The 16,604-nt window shown below is 58.7% G+C and carries 16 protein-coding genes; 8 read left to right on the plus strand and 8 right to left on the minus strand.

Features of this window, described 5'->3' with window-relative positions; translation table 11 throughout:
• Nucleotides 1-233 precede the first annotated feature (233 nt).
• The 6 genes from groL to KO492_RS16165 all read right to left on the minus strand — a co-directional run bounded on the left by groL (nt 234) and on the right by KO492_RS16165 (nt 6,742).
• Entirely contained in the window at nt 234-1,880 is a 1,647-nt protein-coding gene (gene groL / locus KO492_RS16140; protein WP_216045860.1) for a chaperonin GroEL, read from the minus strand.
• A gap of 43 nt (nt 1,881-1,923) precedes the next feature.
• A complete protein-coding gene (gene groES / locus KO492_RS16145; protein ID WP_066599636.1) occupies nt 1,924-2,211 on the minus strand; it encodes a co-chaperone GroES in 288 nt (95 codons plus the stop codon).
• Between the two features lie 294 nt (nt 2,212-2,505).
• A complete protein-coding gene (locus KO492_RS16150; protein WP_216045861.1) occupies nt 2,506-3,621 on the minus strand; it encodes an ABC transporter ATP-binding protein in 1,116 nt (371 codons plus the stop codon).
• 4 nt (nt 3,622-3,625) lie between these two features.
• Entirely contained in the window at nt 3,626-4,504 is an 879-nt protein-coding gene (locus KO492_RS16155) for a carbohydrate ABC transporter permease (protein ID WP_216045862.1), read from the minus strand.
• Complete coding sequence (locus KO492_RS16160; protein ID WP_303578311.1) at nt 4,504-5,388, minus strand: carbohydrate ABC transporter permease; 885 nt, start codon at nt 5,386-5,388, stop codon at nt 4,504-4,506. Before KO492_RS16160 ends, KO492_RS16155 begins: the two co-directional genes overlap by 1 nt.
• A 115-nt stretch (nt 5,389-5,503) precedes the next feature.
• The gene (locus KO492_RS16165; protein WP_216045863.1) at nt 5,504-6,742 is read right to left on the minus strand and encodes an ABC transporter substrate-binding protein; all 1,239 of its coding nucleotides are present in this window, start codon (nt 6,740-6,742) and stop codon (nt 5,504-5,506) included.
• Nucleotides 6,743-6,943: 201 nt separating this feature from the next.
• Here KO492_RS16165 and KO492_RS16170 point away from each other — a divergent pair, with 201 nt between their 5' ends.
• The gene (locus tag KO492_RS16170; RefSeq protein WP_303578310.1) at nt 6,944-7,960 is read left to right on the plus strand and encodes a LacI family transcriptional regulator; all 1,017 of its coding nucleotides are present in this window, start codon (nt 6,944-6,946) and stop codon (nt 7,958-7,960) included.
• The gene (locus KO492_RS16175; RefSeq protein WP_216045865.1) at nt 7,953-9,200 is read left to right on the plus strand and encodes an AGE family epimerase/isomerase; all 1,248 of its coding nucleotides are present in this window, start codon (nt 7,953-7,955) and stop codon (nt 9,198-9,200) included. The genes KO492_RS16170 and KO492_RS16175 overlap by 8 nt, the downstream gene beginning before the upstream one ends.
• On the opposite strand, the gene KO492_RS16180 is transcribed toward KO492_RS16175, so the two are convergent.
• Nucleotides 9,197-9,931: a DUF2161 domain-containing phosphodiesterase gene (locus KO492_RS16180; RefSeq protein ID WP_252735553.1), complete on the minus strand. Its 735-nt coding sequence runs from the start codon at nt 9,929-9,931 to the stop codon at nt 9,197-9,199. The genes KO492_RS16175 and KO492_RS16180 overlap by 4 nt on opposite strands.
• 7 nt (nt 9,932-9,938) lie before the next feature.
• Here KO492_RS16180 and KO492_RS16185 point away from each other — a divergent pair, with 7 nt between their 5' ends.
• Both KO492_RS16185 and KO492_RS16190 read left to right on the plus strand, forming a co-directional pair.
• Nucleotides 9,939-10,859 (plus strand): manganese-dependent inorganic pyrophosphatase, encoded by a 921-nt coding sequence (locus KO492_RS16185; RefSeq protein WP_216045866.1) that lies wholly within the window; start codon nt 9,939-9,941, stop codon nt 10,857-10,859.
• A gap of 66 nt (nt 10,860-10,925) precedes the next feature.
• The gene (locus tag KO492_RS16190; RefSeq protein WP_216045867.1) at nt 10,926-11,417 is read left to right on the plus strand and encodes a GNAT family N-acetyltransferase; all 492 of its coding nucleotides are present in this window, start codon (nt 10,926-10,928) and stop codon (nt 11,415-11,417) included.
• Between the two features lie 13 nt (nt 11,418-11,430).
• Here KO492_RS16190 and KO492_RS16195 read toward each other — a convergent pair whose 3' ends face one another.
• On the minus strand, nt 11,431-13,626 hold the full coding sequence (locus KO492_RS16195) for a primosomal protein N' (protein WP_216045868.1): 2,196 nt from the start codon (nt 13,624-13,626) through the stop codon (nt 11,431-11,433).
• A 104-nt stretch (nt 13,627-13,730) separates the two neighbouring features.
• Here KO492_RS16195 and fsa point away from each other — a divergent pair, with 104 nt between their 5' ends.
• From fsa to KO492_RS16215, 4 genes are all read left to right on the plus strand, one after another.
• A complete protein-coding gene (gene fsa / locus KO492_RS16200; protein ID WP_216045869.1) occupies nt 13,731-14,384 on the plus strand; it encodes a fructose-6-phosphate aldolase in 654 nt (217 codons plus the stop codon).
• A gap of 185 nt (nt 14,385-14,569) precedes the next feature.
• Nucleotides 14,570-15,301, plus strand: a complete 732-nt coding sequence (locus tag KO492_RS16205; RefSeq protein WP_216045870.1) for a DUF484 family protein — start codon at nt 14,570-14,572, stop codon at nt 15,299-15,301.
• Nucleotides 15,298-16,224 (plus strand): tyrosine recombinase XerC, encoded by a 927-nt coding sequence (locus tag KO492_RS16210; protein WP_216045871.1) that lies wholly within the window; start codon nt 15,298-15,300, stop codon nt 16,222-16,224. The genes KO492_RS16205 and KO492_RS16210 overlap by 4 nt, the downstream gene beginning before the upstream one ends.
• 95 nt (nt 16,225-16,319) lie before the next feature.
• A complete protein-coding gene (locus tag KO492_RS16215) occupies nt 16,320-16,508 on the plus strand; it encodes a hypothetical protein (RefSeq protein WP_216045872.1) in 189 nt (62 codons plus the stop codon).
• Nucleotides 16,509-16,604 lie beyond the last annotated feature (96 nt).

Genomic DNA, 16,604 nt, shown 5'->3' on the forward strand with positions numbered 1-16,604 from the left:
TCTTCGACGTGGCTACGACTTACCTTGCAGGAGTATAAATTCTTCGCAAGTGCGAAATGCTGCCAACAGAGACGAAAAAGGCAATACAGATTTTTAGTCCTATTCCTGAGCGTGTTAGGCCGCTTTTGCAGCCTTAAAGAAACACACACCGTCAAGTCCAAAGGAAAAGGGCCGCCCGAAGGCGACCCTTTAACTGTGAGCCGATTGGCTTGATCACATCTCTTGCGAGATGCTTACATCATGCCGCCCATGCCGCCCATGCCGCCCATGTCGGGCATGCCGCCACCGGCAGCGCCGTCTTTGGACGGTTTGTCAGCAACCATAGCTTCGGTCGTGATCAGCAGACCTGCGATGGATGCAGCGTCTTCCAGAGCCGTGCGGGTCACTTTGGCCGGATCGATCACACCGAAAGCGAACATGTCGCCATATTCTTCGGTTTGAGCGTTGAAGCCAAAGGCCAGATCGTCGGACTCGCGGATTTTGCCAGCCACAACAGCGCCGTCGACGCCTGCGTTTTCAGCGATCTGACGCAGCGGAGCTTCGATGGCTTTCATCACGATGTGAATGCCTGCGTCTTGGTCAGCGTTGGCACCTTTAAGATCGGCAAGACCTTTACCAGCTTGAACCAGAGCAACACCGCCGCCCACAACGATGCCTTCTTGAACAGCAGCGCGGGTAGCGTTGAGAGCATCGTCCACACGGTCTTTGCGCTCTTTCACTTCCACTTCGGTCAGACCACCAACGCGGATCACGGCAACGCCACCTGCCAGTTTGGCAACGCGTTCTTGCAGTTTTTCACGGTCGTAGTCAGATGTGGTTTCTTCGATCTGGGTGCGGATCTGAGCCACGCGAGCTTCGATTTCCGCTTTCTCGCCAGCACCGTCGACGATGGTGGTTTCGTCTTTGGAGATGGTGATTTTCTTGGCGGAGCCGAGCATGTCCATAGTGACATTTTCGAGCTTCATGCCGAGATCTTCGGAGATCACCTGACCGCCGGTGAGGATCGCGATGTCTTGCAGCATGGCTTTACGACGATCGCCGAAGCCCGGTGCTTTGACAGCTGCGATTTTCAGACCGCCGCGCAGTTTGTTGACCACGAGGGTTGCCAGTGCTTCGCCTTCAACATCTTCAGCGATGATGAGAAGCGGTTTTTGCGACTGGATAACTTGCTCGAGAAGCGGAACCATCGGCTGAAGCGAGGAGAGCTTTTTCTCGTGAAGAAGCACAATGCAGTCTTCGAGTTCTGCAAGCATCTTATCCGGGTTGGTCACGAAATACGGAGACAGGTAGCCACGGTCGAACTGCATGCCTTCGACCACGGTGGTCTCGGTTTCCATGCCTTTGTTTTCTTCGACAGTGATCACGCCGTCGTTGCCGACTTTCTGCATCGCGTCAGCAATCTGACGACCGATTTCAGCTTCGCCGTTGGCGGAGATGGTGCCAACTTGAGCCACTTCGGCAGAGTCGTTCACAGGACGGGATGCCGCTTTGATCGCTTCCACGACATTCGCAGTCGCAAGGTCGATCCCGCGTTTCAGATCCATCGGGTTCAGACCGGCAGCAACCTGCTTGAGGCCTTCTTTGATGATGGACTGTGCCAGAACGGTGGCGGTGGTGGTGCCGTCGCCAGCTTCGTCATTGGTGCGGGAAGCAACTTCCTTCACCATTTGCGCGCCCATGTTTTCGAACTTGTCTTCGAGCTCGATCTCTTTGGCCACGGACACACCGTCTTTGGTGATGCGCGGTGCGCCGAAGGATTTGTCGAGAACCACGTTGCGGCCTTTCGGGCCGAGGGTCACCTTCACTGCGTCGGCGAGGATGTTCACGCCTTTGAGCATGCGATTGCGTGCGTCGACGTCAAACTTGACTTCTTTAGCCATTGTTCACTCCGTAAAATAATATTGAGGGGTCGGTCTCAGGCGATCAGGAGATGATGCCGAGGATGTCCGACTCTTTCATGATGAGAAGCTCTTTGCCGTCCACGGTCACTTCCGTGCCGGACCACTTGCCAAAGAGAACAACGTCGCCTTCTTTCACGGAAGGTGCGATCAGCTCGCCGCTGTCTTTGCGGGCACCTTCGCCAACGGCGACGATTTTGCCTTCGGCAGGCTTTTCTTTCGCGCTATCGGGGATGATGAGACCGCCAGCGGTCTTTTCGTCGCTCTCAACACGTTCGACCAGAACACGGTCGTGCAGCGGTTTGAATGCCATCTTCGAGGCTCCTTCGCTCAAAGTTTCAGTTTCGGGCCCCACACCACATTGCATGGCGGAGGGTGGTAAAATCAGTCGTTAGCACTCACCTCGGGCGAGTGACAACGATGCATAGTTAGGAAGGAGCTTGATGTGAGTCAATGGGGAAGGCGGAAGAAAGTCCGCGCTTCAAAGCAATGGGGCGAAAGCCGGCTGAAAACGGCCTGACACGGGCCGCTCGGGACGAAATATCAAAGACAGAAAGCAAGGCCGGACAATCGCCCGACCTGCCTGCCTTTCGCGAAATAACAGGCGTTACTCCGCCGCGATACGCGCTTCCGTCGTCGGATCAAAGGCAACGGCCTTTTCCATATTGATGGCAAAGTCAAAAGGCTGCCCCGCATGCACATCCGTGTCCGCACGCAGCCGTGCGATTACGTCCTTGCCGCTAAATGTGGTGGTCACAAACGTGTCCGACCCCGCAGGCTCCGTCACCTCGACCATATTGTGCAGCACCTCGATATTCGCGGATGTCCTGTCCGCCCCATCCATGTCCGTGATGGCCTCGGGCCGCAGTCCCAGAAGAATATCCCTGCCCTCCCATTCGGCCAGATTGGTCTGGCTGAATTTCAAGGACACGCTCTCGCCCTTCGCATCGATCAGCTCGGCATGGGGCAGACCGTCGCGCAGCACCACTTTGGCCGGAACGATATTCATCGCGGGGCTGCCCATGAAGGTCGCCACAAAGATATTGGCTGGCGTGTCGTAAATCTCTTTCGGCGTGCCAAGCTGCTGGACATATCCGCCATTCATCACCGCAATGCGGGTGGAAAGCGTCAGCGCCTCGATCTGGTCGTGGGTCACATAGACGATGGTGGTTTTGAGCTTCGCATGAAGTTTCTTGATCTCCGTGCGCATGTCGACACGCAGTTTGGCATCCAGATTCGACAGCGGCTCGTCAAACAAAAAGACATCCGGCTCACGGACAAGCGCGCGACCCATCGCGACCCGCTGGCGCTGACCGCCGGACAATTGCCCCGGTTTGCGGTCCAGAAGATTGTCGATCTGCAACAGCTTGGCCACATCACGCAGCGCCCGCTCGCGCTCCGGCTTGGGCACACCGTGCATCTCAAGGCCGAAGGTCATGTTCTGACCAACCGTCATATTCGGATAGAGCGCATAGCTTTGGAACACCATCGCGATATTGCGTTTGGACGGATGCACCCCGTTGACGACGCGGCCATTGATCGAAATGTCGCCGCTCGTGATGTCCTCAAGCCCTGCAATCATGTTGAGCAAGGTTGACTTGCCACAGCCCGAAGGCCCGACCAGCACGAGGAATTCCCCCTCCTCCGCGCTGATGTCCACTTTATGCAAAACCTCGACCGAGCCGTAAGATTTTGTGACGTTCTTGATGTCGAGAAAACCCATTTTCTTAACCTTTGACTGAGCCTGCCATCAAGCCGCGGACAAAATACCGGCCAGCGACGATGTAAACGAGAAGCGTGGGAAGAGCGGCAAAGATCGCGGCAGCGAAATGCACGTTATATTCTTTGACGCCTTGTGAAGATTGAACGAGGTTGTTGAGCGCCACCGTGACCGGCTGCGATGTGCCGCCGAAAGAGGAGCCGAACAGGAAGTCGTTCCAGATGTTGGTGAACAGCCAGATGACCGAGACCACAGTGATCGGACCGGAAACCGGCAGCAGGATGCGCCAGAAAATCCGGAAGAACCCCGCCCCGTCAATCATCGCGGCCCGCACCAGTTCGGTCGGAAAGGCGGCATAGTAGTTCCGGTAATAGAGCGTCGAAAACCCGATCCCGTAGACCACATGCACCAAGATCAGTCCGGGGATTGAACCCGCAAGGCCCAGCTTGCCAAGAACCGCCGCCATAGGGATCAGCACGATCTGGAACGGAATAAAGCAGGAAAACAGCATCAGCCCGAACAGGATCGTATCCCCACGAAACCGCCATTTGGTCAGCACATAGCCGTTGAGCGCGCCCAGAACGGTCGTGATCGCCACCGCAGGCACAACCATCAGGAGGGAGTTGATGAAATACGGGCGCAACCCTGTCGGCTCGACCCCGATCTGGGCGGTGGACCATGCCTTGAACCATGGCTCGATCGTCCATTTCTGCGGCAGTGCCAGCATGTTGCCGCCGGTAATCTCGTCGAGCGGCTTGACCGAATTGGTGAGCATCACGAACAGCGGCAAAAGGTAGAAAAGCGCAAAGAGCAGCAACACCAGATAGATGAGCACACGGTAGACACGCCCCGTTTTGACGGCATTTTCCTGAGCAGCGGCGGACATCAGCGCTTCTCCTTCAGTTCGGAATAGAGATAGGGCATCATGATCGCCGCAATCGTCATCAACATGATGACCGCACTGGCGGCCCCGGTTCCCATCTGGTTCCGCGTGAATGTGTAGGAATACATGAACGTCGCAGGAAGCTCTGTCGCACGTCCCGGACCGCCCCCTGTCAATGCAATCACAAGGTCATAGGATTTGACCGCAAGATGCGACAGGATCACAAAGGCGGACAGAAAGGCCGGTCGCAAAAGCGGGATCACAATACGCCGATAAAGGTTCCAATTCGACGCCCCGTCGATCTGTGCGGCTTTGAGGATTTCATTGTCGATGCCGCGCAATCCGGCAAGGAACATCGCCATGACAAAACCACTCGTCTGCCACACAGCGGCAAGAACAACGGTATAAATGGCAAAATTCCGGTCCTTGATCCAACGGAATTCAAAGCTCTCCCAACCCCACATATGCATGGTGTTTTCCAGCCCGATACCGGGGTCGAGAAACCACTTCCATGCGGTGCCCGTCACGATGAACGACAGCGCCATCGGATAAAGGTAAATCGGACGCAACATCCCTTCGCCACGGATTTTCTGATCCAGAAAAATCGCCAGCATCAGGCCGATGCCGATGCAAATCACGATATAGAGCGAGGAGAAAACGGCGAGATTCTTGATGGCAACCCACCACGCCCGCAGCCCCCAAAGGCGCTCGTAATTGGCAAACCCCACAAAATCCGTGTTGGGCAGCATCCGCGAGTTGGTGAAACTCAGATACACGGTGAAGAGAATGAAGCCGTAAACAAACACAAAGGTCAGCGCGAGGGATGGCGAAAGCACCAGCTTTGGTATCCAGTTCTGCAACCGGCTTTTTAGATCCTGATCCGTCACTCGAAATTTCCCCGTTCATGAGCATGGGATGAGAGGTGAACGCCCCGTGGCATCCGGCAAACACAGAGTGGCCTGCCGGAAAAATGCGCGGACAGATCGCCCGCGCATCAGAAGGTTACAGGGTAGATTCGACAGCGTTGACCAATTCTTCGGCCGCTGTTTGCGCATCGAACTCACCGTTGAAATGCGCTGTGACAACATCATAGATCGCGTTTTTCACAGCCGCCGGAACAGAGTGGCCATGCGCCATCGAGCCAAAGAGACGCCCGTTGGCCGACGCATCGGCCAGATCCGCCATGCCTTTTTTTCCGCAATCGTCAAAGTCGGTGTTCGGCACATCCGTCCGCGCCGGAACAGAGCCCTTCACGACATTGAAAGCCGACTGGAACACAGGGTCCATCACCGCTTTTGCCATCGCATATTGCGCCGTGGTGTTCTCACCCACATCAAACATCACGAACTGGTCGGAGTTGAATGTGACCGCCCCTTGCGTGCCCGGGAAACGGATACAGACAAAATCCTCGCCCGGCACCTGATCGGCCCGCAGGAATTCGCCCTTGGCCCAGTCGCCCATCATCTGCGCGCCGGCCTCACCGTTGATGACCATTGCAGAGGCAAGGTTCCAGTCGCGGCCCGAAAAATTATCGTCCACATAGCTGCGCAGGACCGCCATACGTTCGAAGGCTTCCACCATCATGTCGCCGCCCAGCGCGTCCGGATCGAGGTCAATCAACGCGGATTTGTAGAACTCGTCACCCAGCCCGAGCACAACCGCATCGAACAAGGTCGCGTCCTGCCACGCCTGACCACCATGCGCCAGAGGCGTCACGCCGTTGGCTTTCATCGCATCAAGCACCGCGATGAACTCTTCCCAGCTTGTCGGCTCGCCCAGACCCGTGGCGTCCAGAACGGATTTGTTCATCCAGACCCAGTTGGTCGAATGCACGTTCACAGGAGCCGCGATCCAGTTGCCGTCATATTTGGAGAAAAACTGGAGCGCCTCCGGCACAACCGCATTCCAACCTTCAGCTTCGGCAACCTCGTTCAGATTGCCCAACACGCCCTCGGCGGCCCAGTCCTTGATATCGAAACCGAGCATCTGAACGGCTGTCGGGGCATCTCCTGCGGTGACACGCGCACGCAGGGTGGTCATAGCCGCCTCCCCACCGCCACCGGCCACAGGCATATCGACCCAGCCGAAACCCTGCGCCGCCAGATCCTCTTTCAGAACGTTAAGCGCAGCCGCTTCGCCGCCGCTGGTCCACCAATGCAGAACCTCAACATCTTCTGCTGAAGCTGCGCCCGCAAGCACAACACCAACGGCAGCTGTCGCCATAAGTTTCGTAAGTTTCATAGAATCCTCCCAAAATTCACTATAAAATTTATAACGTTTAACTACGCCGGTCTGTCAAGAAGTATGTTTAGCTTTATTTTTACCAAAAATCATTTTATTTCAGTTGAATATAACTTCATGTCAGAATGTATCCGGAAAAATACAGTTGATTATGGGGCTTATAACGTATCAAATCACGTGACCGAAACGAGGACGCAACCCGTGCTGAAGCCACCCAAAAACAGACGCCCGACACAGCGGAGCATTGCCCAGAAACTCGGTCTTTCTGTTGCAACCGTATCGCGTGCGCTCTCCGGTGACCCTCTGATTGCGCTGGAGACCCGCAAGCTCGTGGCCGACACCGCCAATGCCTTGGGCTATGTGCCGGATCGGGCTGCGCAACGGCTGCGCACGGGGCGCACGAATGTCATCAGTCTGGTCCTGCCCGCCCACGAAGAAATCCTTGGCTTTGGCAACTCTCTGGTCCGTGGCATTTTCACCGCGCTTGGTCATTCACACTACCACCTCGTCGTGATGCCCACATTCGACACCGAAGCTGCTGACGCGACCGTGCGGCGGATCGTTCAGAACGGCTTGGCCGATGGCATCCTTTTGTCCCGGACCGAGCCGAATGACATCCGGATCAGGTATCTGATCGAAAACGACTTTCCGTTTGTCTCCCATGGCCGCACGGAGCTTGCGACTCCGCATCCGTTCGTTGACTTCGACAATTACGGCTTCGCCTATCAATCCGTTCACAGGCTCGTCGCAGCGGGAGCGGACAAGCTGATGATCCTGTTGCCGCAAGAGCATCTGACCTTTCACCACCACCTCAAACAGGGCTTTATGGCCGCCGTGCGTGAAACCGGCGTGTCCTATGAAAACATCTCTTCGGTCACTCTCGACAGCCCGCCCGAAGACATCGCCGCCGCCATCAAGACCCGTTTTGCCGAAAGTGCCCCGCCCGACGGGCTGATCCTGCCCGGCGACACCTCCGCGCTCGCAACGCTGGCAGCACTTGACGACATCGGTCTCAAACCCGGCAAGGACGTTTTCATCACGACCAAGCAAACCTCCGGTGCCTTCGATTTCGTCCGACCCAAAATCCCCAGCGTCTTCGAAGATATTGCCGCCGCAGGCGAATTGATGGCCGCCTATCTCGTTCAGCGCCTCGAAGGGGCGAAGGCCGAAGATCTTCAATTTGTCCAGACAATCGAGAAGGGACCACAAGATGAGTGATACCATTGCGCATGAAGCCTCTGTCATCGGCCCTGCTGATCCTGCCGCATTCTGGATCGACACGCCGGAGCACCGCCACGGGCTACGTGCGGATGCCGGACGCCAGTTGGACTTTTTCCGCAACAGCTTTCGCCCCGAGGGCGGGTTCTATCAACTGGACGCAAATGGCGCACCGCTTCGCGATCTGCCGCAGGAGCTTTTCGCCACCACGCGCATGGTGCATTCCTATGCGCTCGGCGCGCTGTTCGGCTTTGACGATTGCGAAGGGATGATCGATCACGGGCTGAAGTTCATCACAGAGGCCCATCGCGATCCGGTGCATGGCGGCTACCTGTGGTCGCTGCGCAATGACAAAATCTGCAACGATCAAAAGCTCGCCTATGGTCATGCCTTTGTCCTTCTGGCCGCTGCCAGCGCCATGCAGGCCGGACACCCCGACGCGCGACCGCTTCTGGACGACATCACCTCTGTGCTGCTGGAGCGGTTCTGGGAGGATGACGCCGGTCTCTTTGCAGATGAAGCCAATCGGGACTGGACACCCTTCTCGACCTACCGCGGCTTCAACGCCAATATGCACGCCACCGAAGCGCTTCTGACCGCGTTCGAGGCGACCGGAGACAGGCTCTATCTGGATGTGGCGGGCAGGATTCTGGATTTCTTTGTCCGCCGGAAAGCCGCCGCAAACAATTTCCGCATCCCCGAACATTACACGAAAGACTGGGCGGTGGATCACAGCTATTCCGGCGACCCGATGTTCCGGCCCTCAGGCACAACACCAGGTCATTCCTTTGAACTGGCGCGACTGCTGCTACAATACTGGGACCTGTCGGGCCGCAAGGATGACGACGCTCCGGCTATGGCGCGCAGCTTGGTGGAGCGCGCTCTGGCGGATGGGTGGAACACCTCCTCCGGCGGGATCATCTACACCGTCGACTTCAACGGTAAGCCCAGCGTGACCGCGCGCTACTGGTGGCCCGTGGCCGAAGCCATCGGGGTCTTTGCCGCGCTCATCAAACTCGAACACCGTGCCTCCGACGAAGACTGGTATCGCCGCCTCTGGTCATTTGCGGAGACCTCCTTCATCGACCGCAAGACGGGCGGCTGGTATCCGGAGATCGACGCAAACGGCGCACATACAGACCACCAGTTCATCGGCAAGCCTGACATCTATCACGCCCTGCAAGCCGACCTGTTCCCCCTGTCGCCGAAACTGTCCAATATCATGCAGACGGGTGACTAACTCTCCGGCAGGGCGGCATAAATGCCGATTTCCACCTTCTCGAACCATCCGTAATGGTTGTCGCGCATGAGGCGGGTGGCGTTTGCCACGCCCGTTTCCTGCGCCACGACCGCGCCTTTCGACGGGCCATGCGCGCGCAGATAGGCGCGGCATTTCTCCGCATCCTGCCGGTAGGCCGTCACCCGCCCTCCGGCCCTTGAACCACCAAGGTTCGGATCCCCTTCGCGCCTGTGAAATTCGGCCAGAAGTTTCTCGGTCTTGGCCTTGTTCTTGCGCGGAGTAAACGGGCGCGGGTCGTGATGCACCTGCACCGTGCCCTCCGCCATATTGACCGACAGCACCCCCAGCCCCAACCGCTTGCAAAGCCCGAGGTTGCCCTTGAACATCCGCCACGCAGCCTTGCCCTTCCAGCGCGGCACGGCGAGATAGACATGATCGGACATGGCCTGACGTGTGACACCTTGTTGCAAGAGTTGAAGCGTGAACCCCGTTTTCAACTCCACGATCACCGGCACCCCGTCTTTCACCGCCACCACATCGGCATCGCGCACCTCCGCTTTCACGTCGAAACCCAAGGCCTCGAAATGCGCTTTGACGGGAAGATAGAGGTCGGTTTCGCGGATCGGTTTCATAACACCTGTGATACAGGCAAGCCGTGAGCGCTCGCAAGGCGTGACAAGCCATGCCGCACTGCCTATAAGGCCCGCAAAACGATCATTCTCGAAGGACATATCCCATATGACCACGCTAGTTTTCGGCCATAAATCCCCCGACACCGATTCCACCGGCTCCCCGCTCATCTGGGCATGGTATCTCAACGAGGTCAAAGGCGTTGACGCCAAAGCCGTGCTGCTGGGCGAACCGAACACCGAAGCCGCCTTCGTGATCGAGAAATGGGGTTTTGAGAAACCCGAGATCATTTCCGAAGTCGCCGAGGATCAGGATGTCGTCATCGTCGACACCAACAACCCTGCGGAACTGCCCGAAGCGATCAACTCCGCCAATGTGACCGCGATCATCGACCACCACAAGCTGGTCGGCGGGCTGGAGACCAAAGGCCCGATCGACATCACCATCCGCCCGCTGGCCTGCACAGCCACCATCATGTATGACCTGATGGGCGAAGATGCCGACAAAATGCCCGACAATATCAAGGGCGCGATGCTGTCCTGCATCCTCTCGGACACTCTGGAATTCCGCTCGCCAACCACCACAGATGTGGACAAGGCGCTGGCCGAGAAACTGGCCGCCGAGCTGAACCTTGATCTGGGCCAATATGCCGCCGAGATGTTCGAAGCCAAATCCGACATTTCCGCTTTCTCTGACGCCGAGCTGATCCGCATGGACAGCAAGGAATACGAAATCGACGGCACCAAATTCCGCATTTCCGTGCTTGAGACCACAGCGCCGAAACTGGTGCTCGACCGTCAGGCGTCGCTTATGGAGAGTTTCAAAGCTGTCGAAGCCGAAGACGGTGTCGATCAGGTTCTGCTGTTCGTCGTGGACATCCTGAACGAGGAAGCCACTTTCTTCATCCCGAACAATCTGTGCAAAACCGTGGCCGAGAAATCCTTTGGTGTCACGGTCGAGGGCGACAGGGTGGTTCTGCCGGGAGTCATGTCCCGCAAGAAACAGATCATCCCGAACCTGAAAGTCTGACGACCTTCCGCTCAGGATATGTTTTCAAGGGGTGCGGATTTCGCGCCCCTTTTCTTTGGAGATTCCATGCTCAATACAGATGCGCTCAAAACCCCCGACTTCATGCGCGAGATGAAACGCGGCGAGGAGCCCGCCGTCTCTGCCCTGCTCGATGCGGCCTTCGGGCAAAAAGACGAGGCGCAGCTTGTCGAGACCCTGCGCAAATCCCGCGCCATTGCGGGGGAGATGGTCCTGCCAATGGGGGGCGAGGTGATCGGCTATGCCGCACTGTCCAAAATGGTTTCCCCCAAAGGCTGGCTCTGCCTTGCGCCGGTCGCCATCCGTCCGGACCTGCAAGCGCGGGGCTTCGGGCGACGACTGGTTGGCATGATCAGCCAGTGGGCCGAGATGTCCGGTCAGACCGTGGTCGTTCTGGGCGATCCGGCGTTTTACACCCGCTGCGGCTTTTCCCCTGTCGCAGAGGATTTCACCTCTCCCTACCCGCTGGATCACACGCTGGTTGCAGGACCGGCCAAAGGCAAAATCCGCACATTGGCCTATCCGAAAGCTTTCGGCTGACGGCGACAAGTCCCTACCAGAAAGACTGCGGATCAATGTCGATCTGGAGCCGGACCGTGTTGGGCAGTTTCACCTGCGCGACCCAGTCGGACAGGGCCGCCTGTAGCGGTGCGCCTTTCTCCGCCTTGACCAGAAGCCGGATGCGATGCCGCCCGCGCACCCGAGCAATCGGCGCAGGCGCAGGGCCGAACAATTGCGCCCCGACGCGCTGCAAGGGGCCAGCCACCCGCGCAAGATGGTTGGCGACATCCGTCACCACAGCGAGATCAGGCCCCGACAGGATGATCCCCGCCATGCGGCCGTAAGGAGGCACCCCCGCCATTTTCCGCTCGGCGGCCTCGGCACGCCAGAACCCTTCCTCGTCACCCGCCAGAATGGCGCGGATCACCGGATGTTCGGGTTGATAGGTCTGCAACAGAGCCACACCTTTTTTCGCCGCGCGACCGGCGCGACCGGCCACCTGACGCATCAACTGGAAAGTCCGCTCCGCCGCGCGAAGATCGGAGCCTTGCAGCCCCAGATCGGCGTCGATCACCCCCACCAGGGTGAGGTTCGGAAAATTGTGCCCTTTGGCGACAAGCTGCGTGCCGATGATGATGTCCGTGTCGCCCTCCGCGATCTGGTGGATCTGCTCTTTCAAGGCCCGCGCAGAGGCAAACAGGTCCGAGGACAGGACGGCACATTTCGCCTCGGGGAACCGCTCCGCCACCTCTTCGGCCAGACGCTCCACACCGGGGCCGACAGGAGCCAGACGCCCCTCGACCCCACATGAGGGACAGGCCTCCGGCATCGGCTTGGTCTCGCCGCATTGGTGGCACATCAGACGTTTGAGAAAGCGGTGTTCGACCATCCGCGCATCGCAATGGTCACAGGTGATCTGATACCCGCAGGCCCGACAGATTGTGACAGGCGCAAAGCCGCGCCGGTTCAGGAACAACAGGCTCTGCTCACCCAGCCCCATCCGTTTCTTCACAGCCGCCGCAAGCGCGTCCGAAATGAACCGGGTCGAGGGCATCTTCTCGCCACGCAGATCGAGTGCATACATATCGGGCATCACTGCAGGCCCGTAACGGCTCTCCAAATCAAGGCGCTTGTATTTGCCCGCCTCGACATTGGCCCAGCTTTCCAGAGACGGCGTGGCCGAGGCCAGCACAACAGAGGCGGAACACAGGGAGGCACGCAGCACCGCCATGTCGCGGGCATTATACAGCACCCCGTCCTCTTGCTTGTAGGAGGTGTCATGTTCCTCATCGACCACGATCAGGCCGAGGTTGCGAAACGGCAGGAAAAGCGCGGATCGCGCCCCAATGACCACCTGCGCCCCGCCTTCGCCTACCATCTTCCAGACGCGGCGGCGTTCGGTCATCGTGACGCCGGAATGCCATTCGGCAGGGCGCGCGCCGAAGCGTTCTTCGAAACGGGTGAGAAACTCCGCGGTAAGCGCGATCTCCGGCAAGAGCACCAAGGCCTGACGCCCGTGTTTGAGACATTCCGCCACCGCTTCGAGATAAACTTCCGTCTTGCCCGAACCGGTCACACCTTTCAAAAGCGTAGTGGAATAGCGCTCGGAGGCCACCGCCTCGCGCAGGGCTTTCGCAGCTTCGGTCTGCGCCTCGGTGAGCGCCTTTCCCGGCGCATCCGCATCAAGGGGGCGATAGGGCAAATCGCGCGGCGTGTCCTCTTCAATGATGACGCCGGAGGGCAAAAGCCCCTTCACCACCGAAGATGTCACCCCCGCAAGATCGGCCAGTTCCTTGAGCGTGAACGACAGCCCGCCATATTCCTCCAAGGCATCAAGCACCTTTTGGCGCGCTTCGGTTTCCCGCGGCGGGCGCCCTTCGCCACGCCGGTAGACCTTGCGCATCCCCGGCGGGTTCATCAGCCCCGGCGCACGGGTTGCAAGCCGCAGCATGGCCGGCATGGGTGTCAGCGTATAGGCCGCCACTTTCTCCAGAAACAGCCGCATCTCCTCGCGCATAGGGACAAGATCAAGCACCGTGGAAATCGCACGCGCTTTCGACAGGTCGAACCCGCCAAGTCCGTCACCCCAGACACAGCCCAGCACCTTGCGCGGGCCAAGCGGCACTTCGACAAAAGCCCCGCGCGCAACCCCACCTGCGGGCGCTTTGTAATCCAGCGTCCGGTCGAGCGGCTCACAGGTCAGCACGGCGACCAATCTGCCTTCGGGGTAAAACTCTGCCTCGTCCATGATGCTGTGATAGGGCTTTTGCGCGAAGCAAACCAGACCCCCTTTCTATAGGCGCTCACATGGATTAAGACTCCGCAGGAACGCAGGCGAAAGGAGAAGCGCCCATGAAATTCTTTGTCGATACCGCTGATGTCGAGGCAATCCGTGAGTTGAACGATCTGGGGTTTGTTGACGGGGTCACCACCAACCCGTCGCTGATCAAGAAATCCGGTCGTGATATTCTCGAAGTGACCAAGGAAATCTGTGACATCGTCGGCGGTCCGGTTTCCGCCGAGGTTGTGGCTCTGGACTATGACAGCATGGTTGCAGAAGGCCGCAAACTGGCCAAGATCGCCTCCAACGTCGTGATCAAACTGCCGCTGACCCTCGACGGTCTCAAGGCCTGCAAAACACTTTCCGGCGAAGGTCACAAGATCAACGTCACGCTGTGTTTCTCGGCCAATCAGGCGCTTCTGGCGGCCAAAGCCGGTGCGACCTATATCTCGCCCTTCATCGGTCGTCTTGATGACATCAACATCGACGGGCTGGAACTGATCGAAGACATCCGCACGATCTATGACAACTACGGTTTCGAAACCGAAATCCTCGCCGCCTCCATCCGCACCGCGAACCACATGTCCGAATGTGCCAAGATCGGTGCAGACGTGGCCACCGCGCCGCCTGCCGTCATCAAAGCCATGGCCAACCATGTGCTGACGGACAAAGGTCTGGCGCAATTCGTGAAAGACGCCGAAGACGCCGGAATCAAAATCGTCTGATCGACGCTTATTCAGACTTACGGAAAATCCCCCGCGCCTCTGGTTCGGGGGATTTTTCATGCGCCGCCGTGATTTCGCCTGTGCTGCGCAGAAAGCCTCACAAATATTTGCACCTGCCGCCCGTTTTCGGGCATAGTGGGATCAACGACCGGAAAACCGGCGGATCGAGTAAAGTATGAGGCCTCATGAGCACCCAACTCCCCCGGGCGATATCGCCCTTGGCAGAAGACCTGCGTGAAAAGATCATCTCCGATCCGGGTATGGTTCTGGACGATCAGGACGTCATGCGCGCGCTGATCGCCGCCAATGAACGCAACACCGGTGTTGCCGCCGCCAATGTCGTCGATCTGCGTGGTCTGGCGATGGAACGGCTTGAAGACCGGCTGGACCGGCTCGAAGACACGCACCGAAGCGTGATCGCCGCCGCCTACGAGAACCTCGCGGGCACCAACCAGATTCACCGCGCCGTGTTGCAGCTTCTGGAACCGACCGAATTCACCGAATTTCTCACCGCGCTCTCCGGCGACATCGCGCAAACCCTGCGCCTGGATGCGGTCCGGCTCTTGCTGGAAACCAAGGTCGAGGACGAAGACCCCGCGCTCAAAAAGCTGGGCGATGTGCTGATCACCGCAGAGCCGGGGTTCATCGAGACCTATATCACCGCAGGTCGCAATATTCCCGCGCGTCCGATCACCCTGCGTCAGGTCGCTCCCGAAACCAACGTGCTCTACGGCGACACGGAAAACTTCATCCATTCCGAAGCCCTTATGCAGCTTGATTTCGGCCCCGGCCGCCTGCCCGGCCTTCTGGTCTTCGGCTCGGAAGACCCGCATATGTTCCGCCCGACTCAGGGCACGGATTTGCTCCAGTTCTTCTCCGGCGTGTTCGAAAAAATGATGCGTCGCTGGTTGGGATGAGCCTCAAACTCACAGACGGGATGCGCGACACACTGGCGCAATGGCTTGACCACGAGCGCGCGCTCAAATCCGCCTCGGAAAACACGATCACCGCCTATGGCCACGACGTGTCCGGCTGGTTGAGCTTTCTGGCCGAGCACGAAGGAGGCGGCTTTGGCCCCGCAGCGATTGCCCGCGTCCGTCTGAGCGACATGCGCTCATGGATGGCGCATGAGCGTGGTCGGGGCGTTGCACCGCGTTCGCTGGCGCGCGCCCTGTCGGCGGTCAAGACCTTCACCCGCTGGCTGGCCGAACGCGACGGGTTTGACGCCACCGCCATTCTCGCCACCCGCTCCCCGAAGTTTCAAAAGAAACTGCCGCGCCCGCTCTCGCCCGATGCCGCGAAAGAAATGCTCTCCACCGTTGAGTTGCAAGACGGAGAACCGTGGATCGCCGCGCGCAATGTGGCGGTTGTCACGCTGCTCTACGGCTGTGGCTTGCGGATTTCGGAGGCCCTGTCGCTGACGGGATCGGATGTGCCTCTGGGCGAGGTGATCCGGATTGTGGGCAAGGGCAACAAGGAGCGCATCGTGCCGGTGCTGCCCGCCGCACGTCAGGCTGTTGCGGAATATGTCCGGCTCTGCCCCTATGACCTGCTCCCTGAAACCCCCTTGTTCCGCGGGGCACGAGGCGGAGCGCTCAATCCGCGCCTGATCTCGAAAGTGACCGAGGCCGCGCGGATGCAGCTTGGCCTGCCCTCCTCCGTTACCCCGCACGCGATGCGCCACAGCTTTGCGACACATCTATTGAATGCCGGCGGTGATCTGCGTGCGATTCAGGAATTGCTGGGTCATGCCTCCCTGTCCACGACCCAAGCCTATACGGCAGTGGACAATGCGCGCCTGTTGCAAGTCTACGAGGCCGCCCATCCCCGCGCAAAATAAACCGGCGCAGTCTCGCCCGTTTTGACGATTTCTTCACGCCCTGTCCTTAGTCTCCCTCCACATGTGGGAAACCGGACTCACGATGGGGATGTTTCATGGGGAATGAAGAAAAGGCAACAAAGCCTCCTCTGCGAGAGGTGGCCAGCATCACACGCGTCACACAAGAGGACTTTCTGGCGCAACTGGCGCAGGCGCTTGCGCTTTATGACCACGACGGGGATGGGCTGTTGACCGAGGAAGAATGGCAATGGGTGCAAGATGCCTTGAATGACACAGGAGCCTGACGTGCTTCGGCCTGATGCGCTTTCGGCCTGACGGGCTTTACTTGTGGCGCCAGACGGAAAAAGGGCGACACAACGTGCCGCCCCCTCGAAATCAGT

The organism is Celeribacter halophilus (assembly GCF_018860305.1).
In the GTDB taxonomy this organism is placed as follows: Bacteria; Pseudomonadota; Alphaproteobacteria; order Rhodobacterales; family Rhodobacteraceae; genus Celeribacter; species Celeribacter halophilus_A.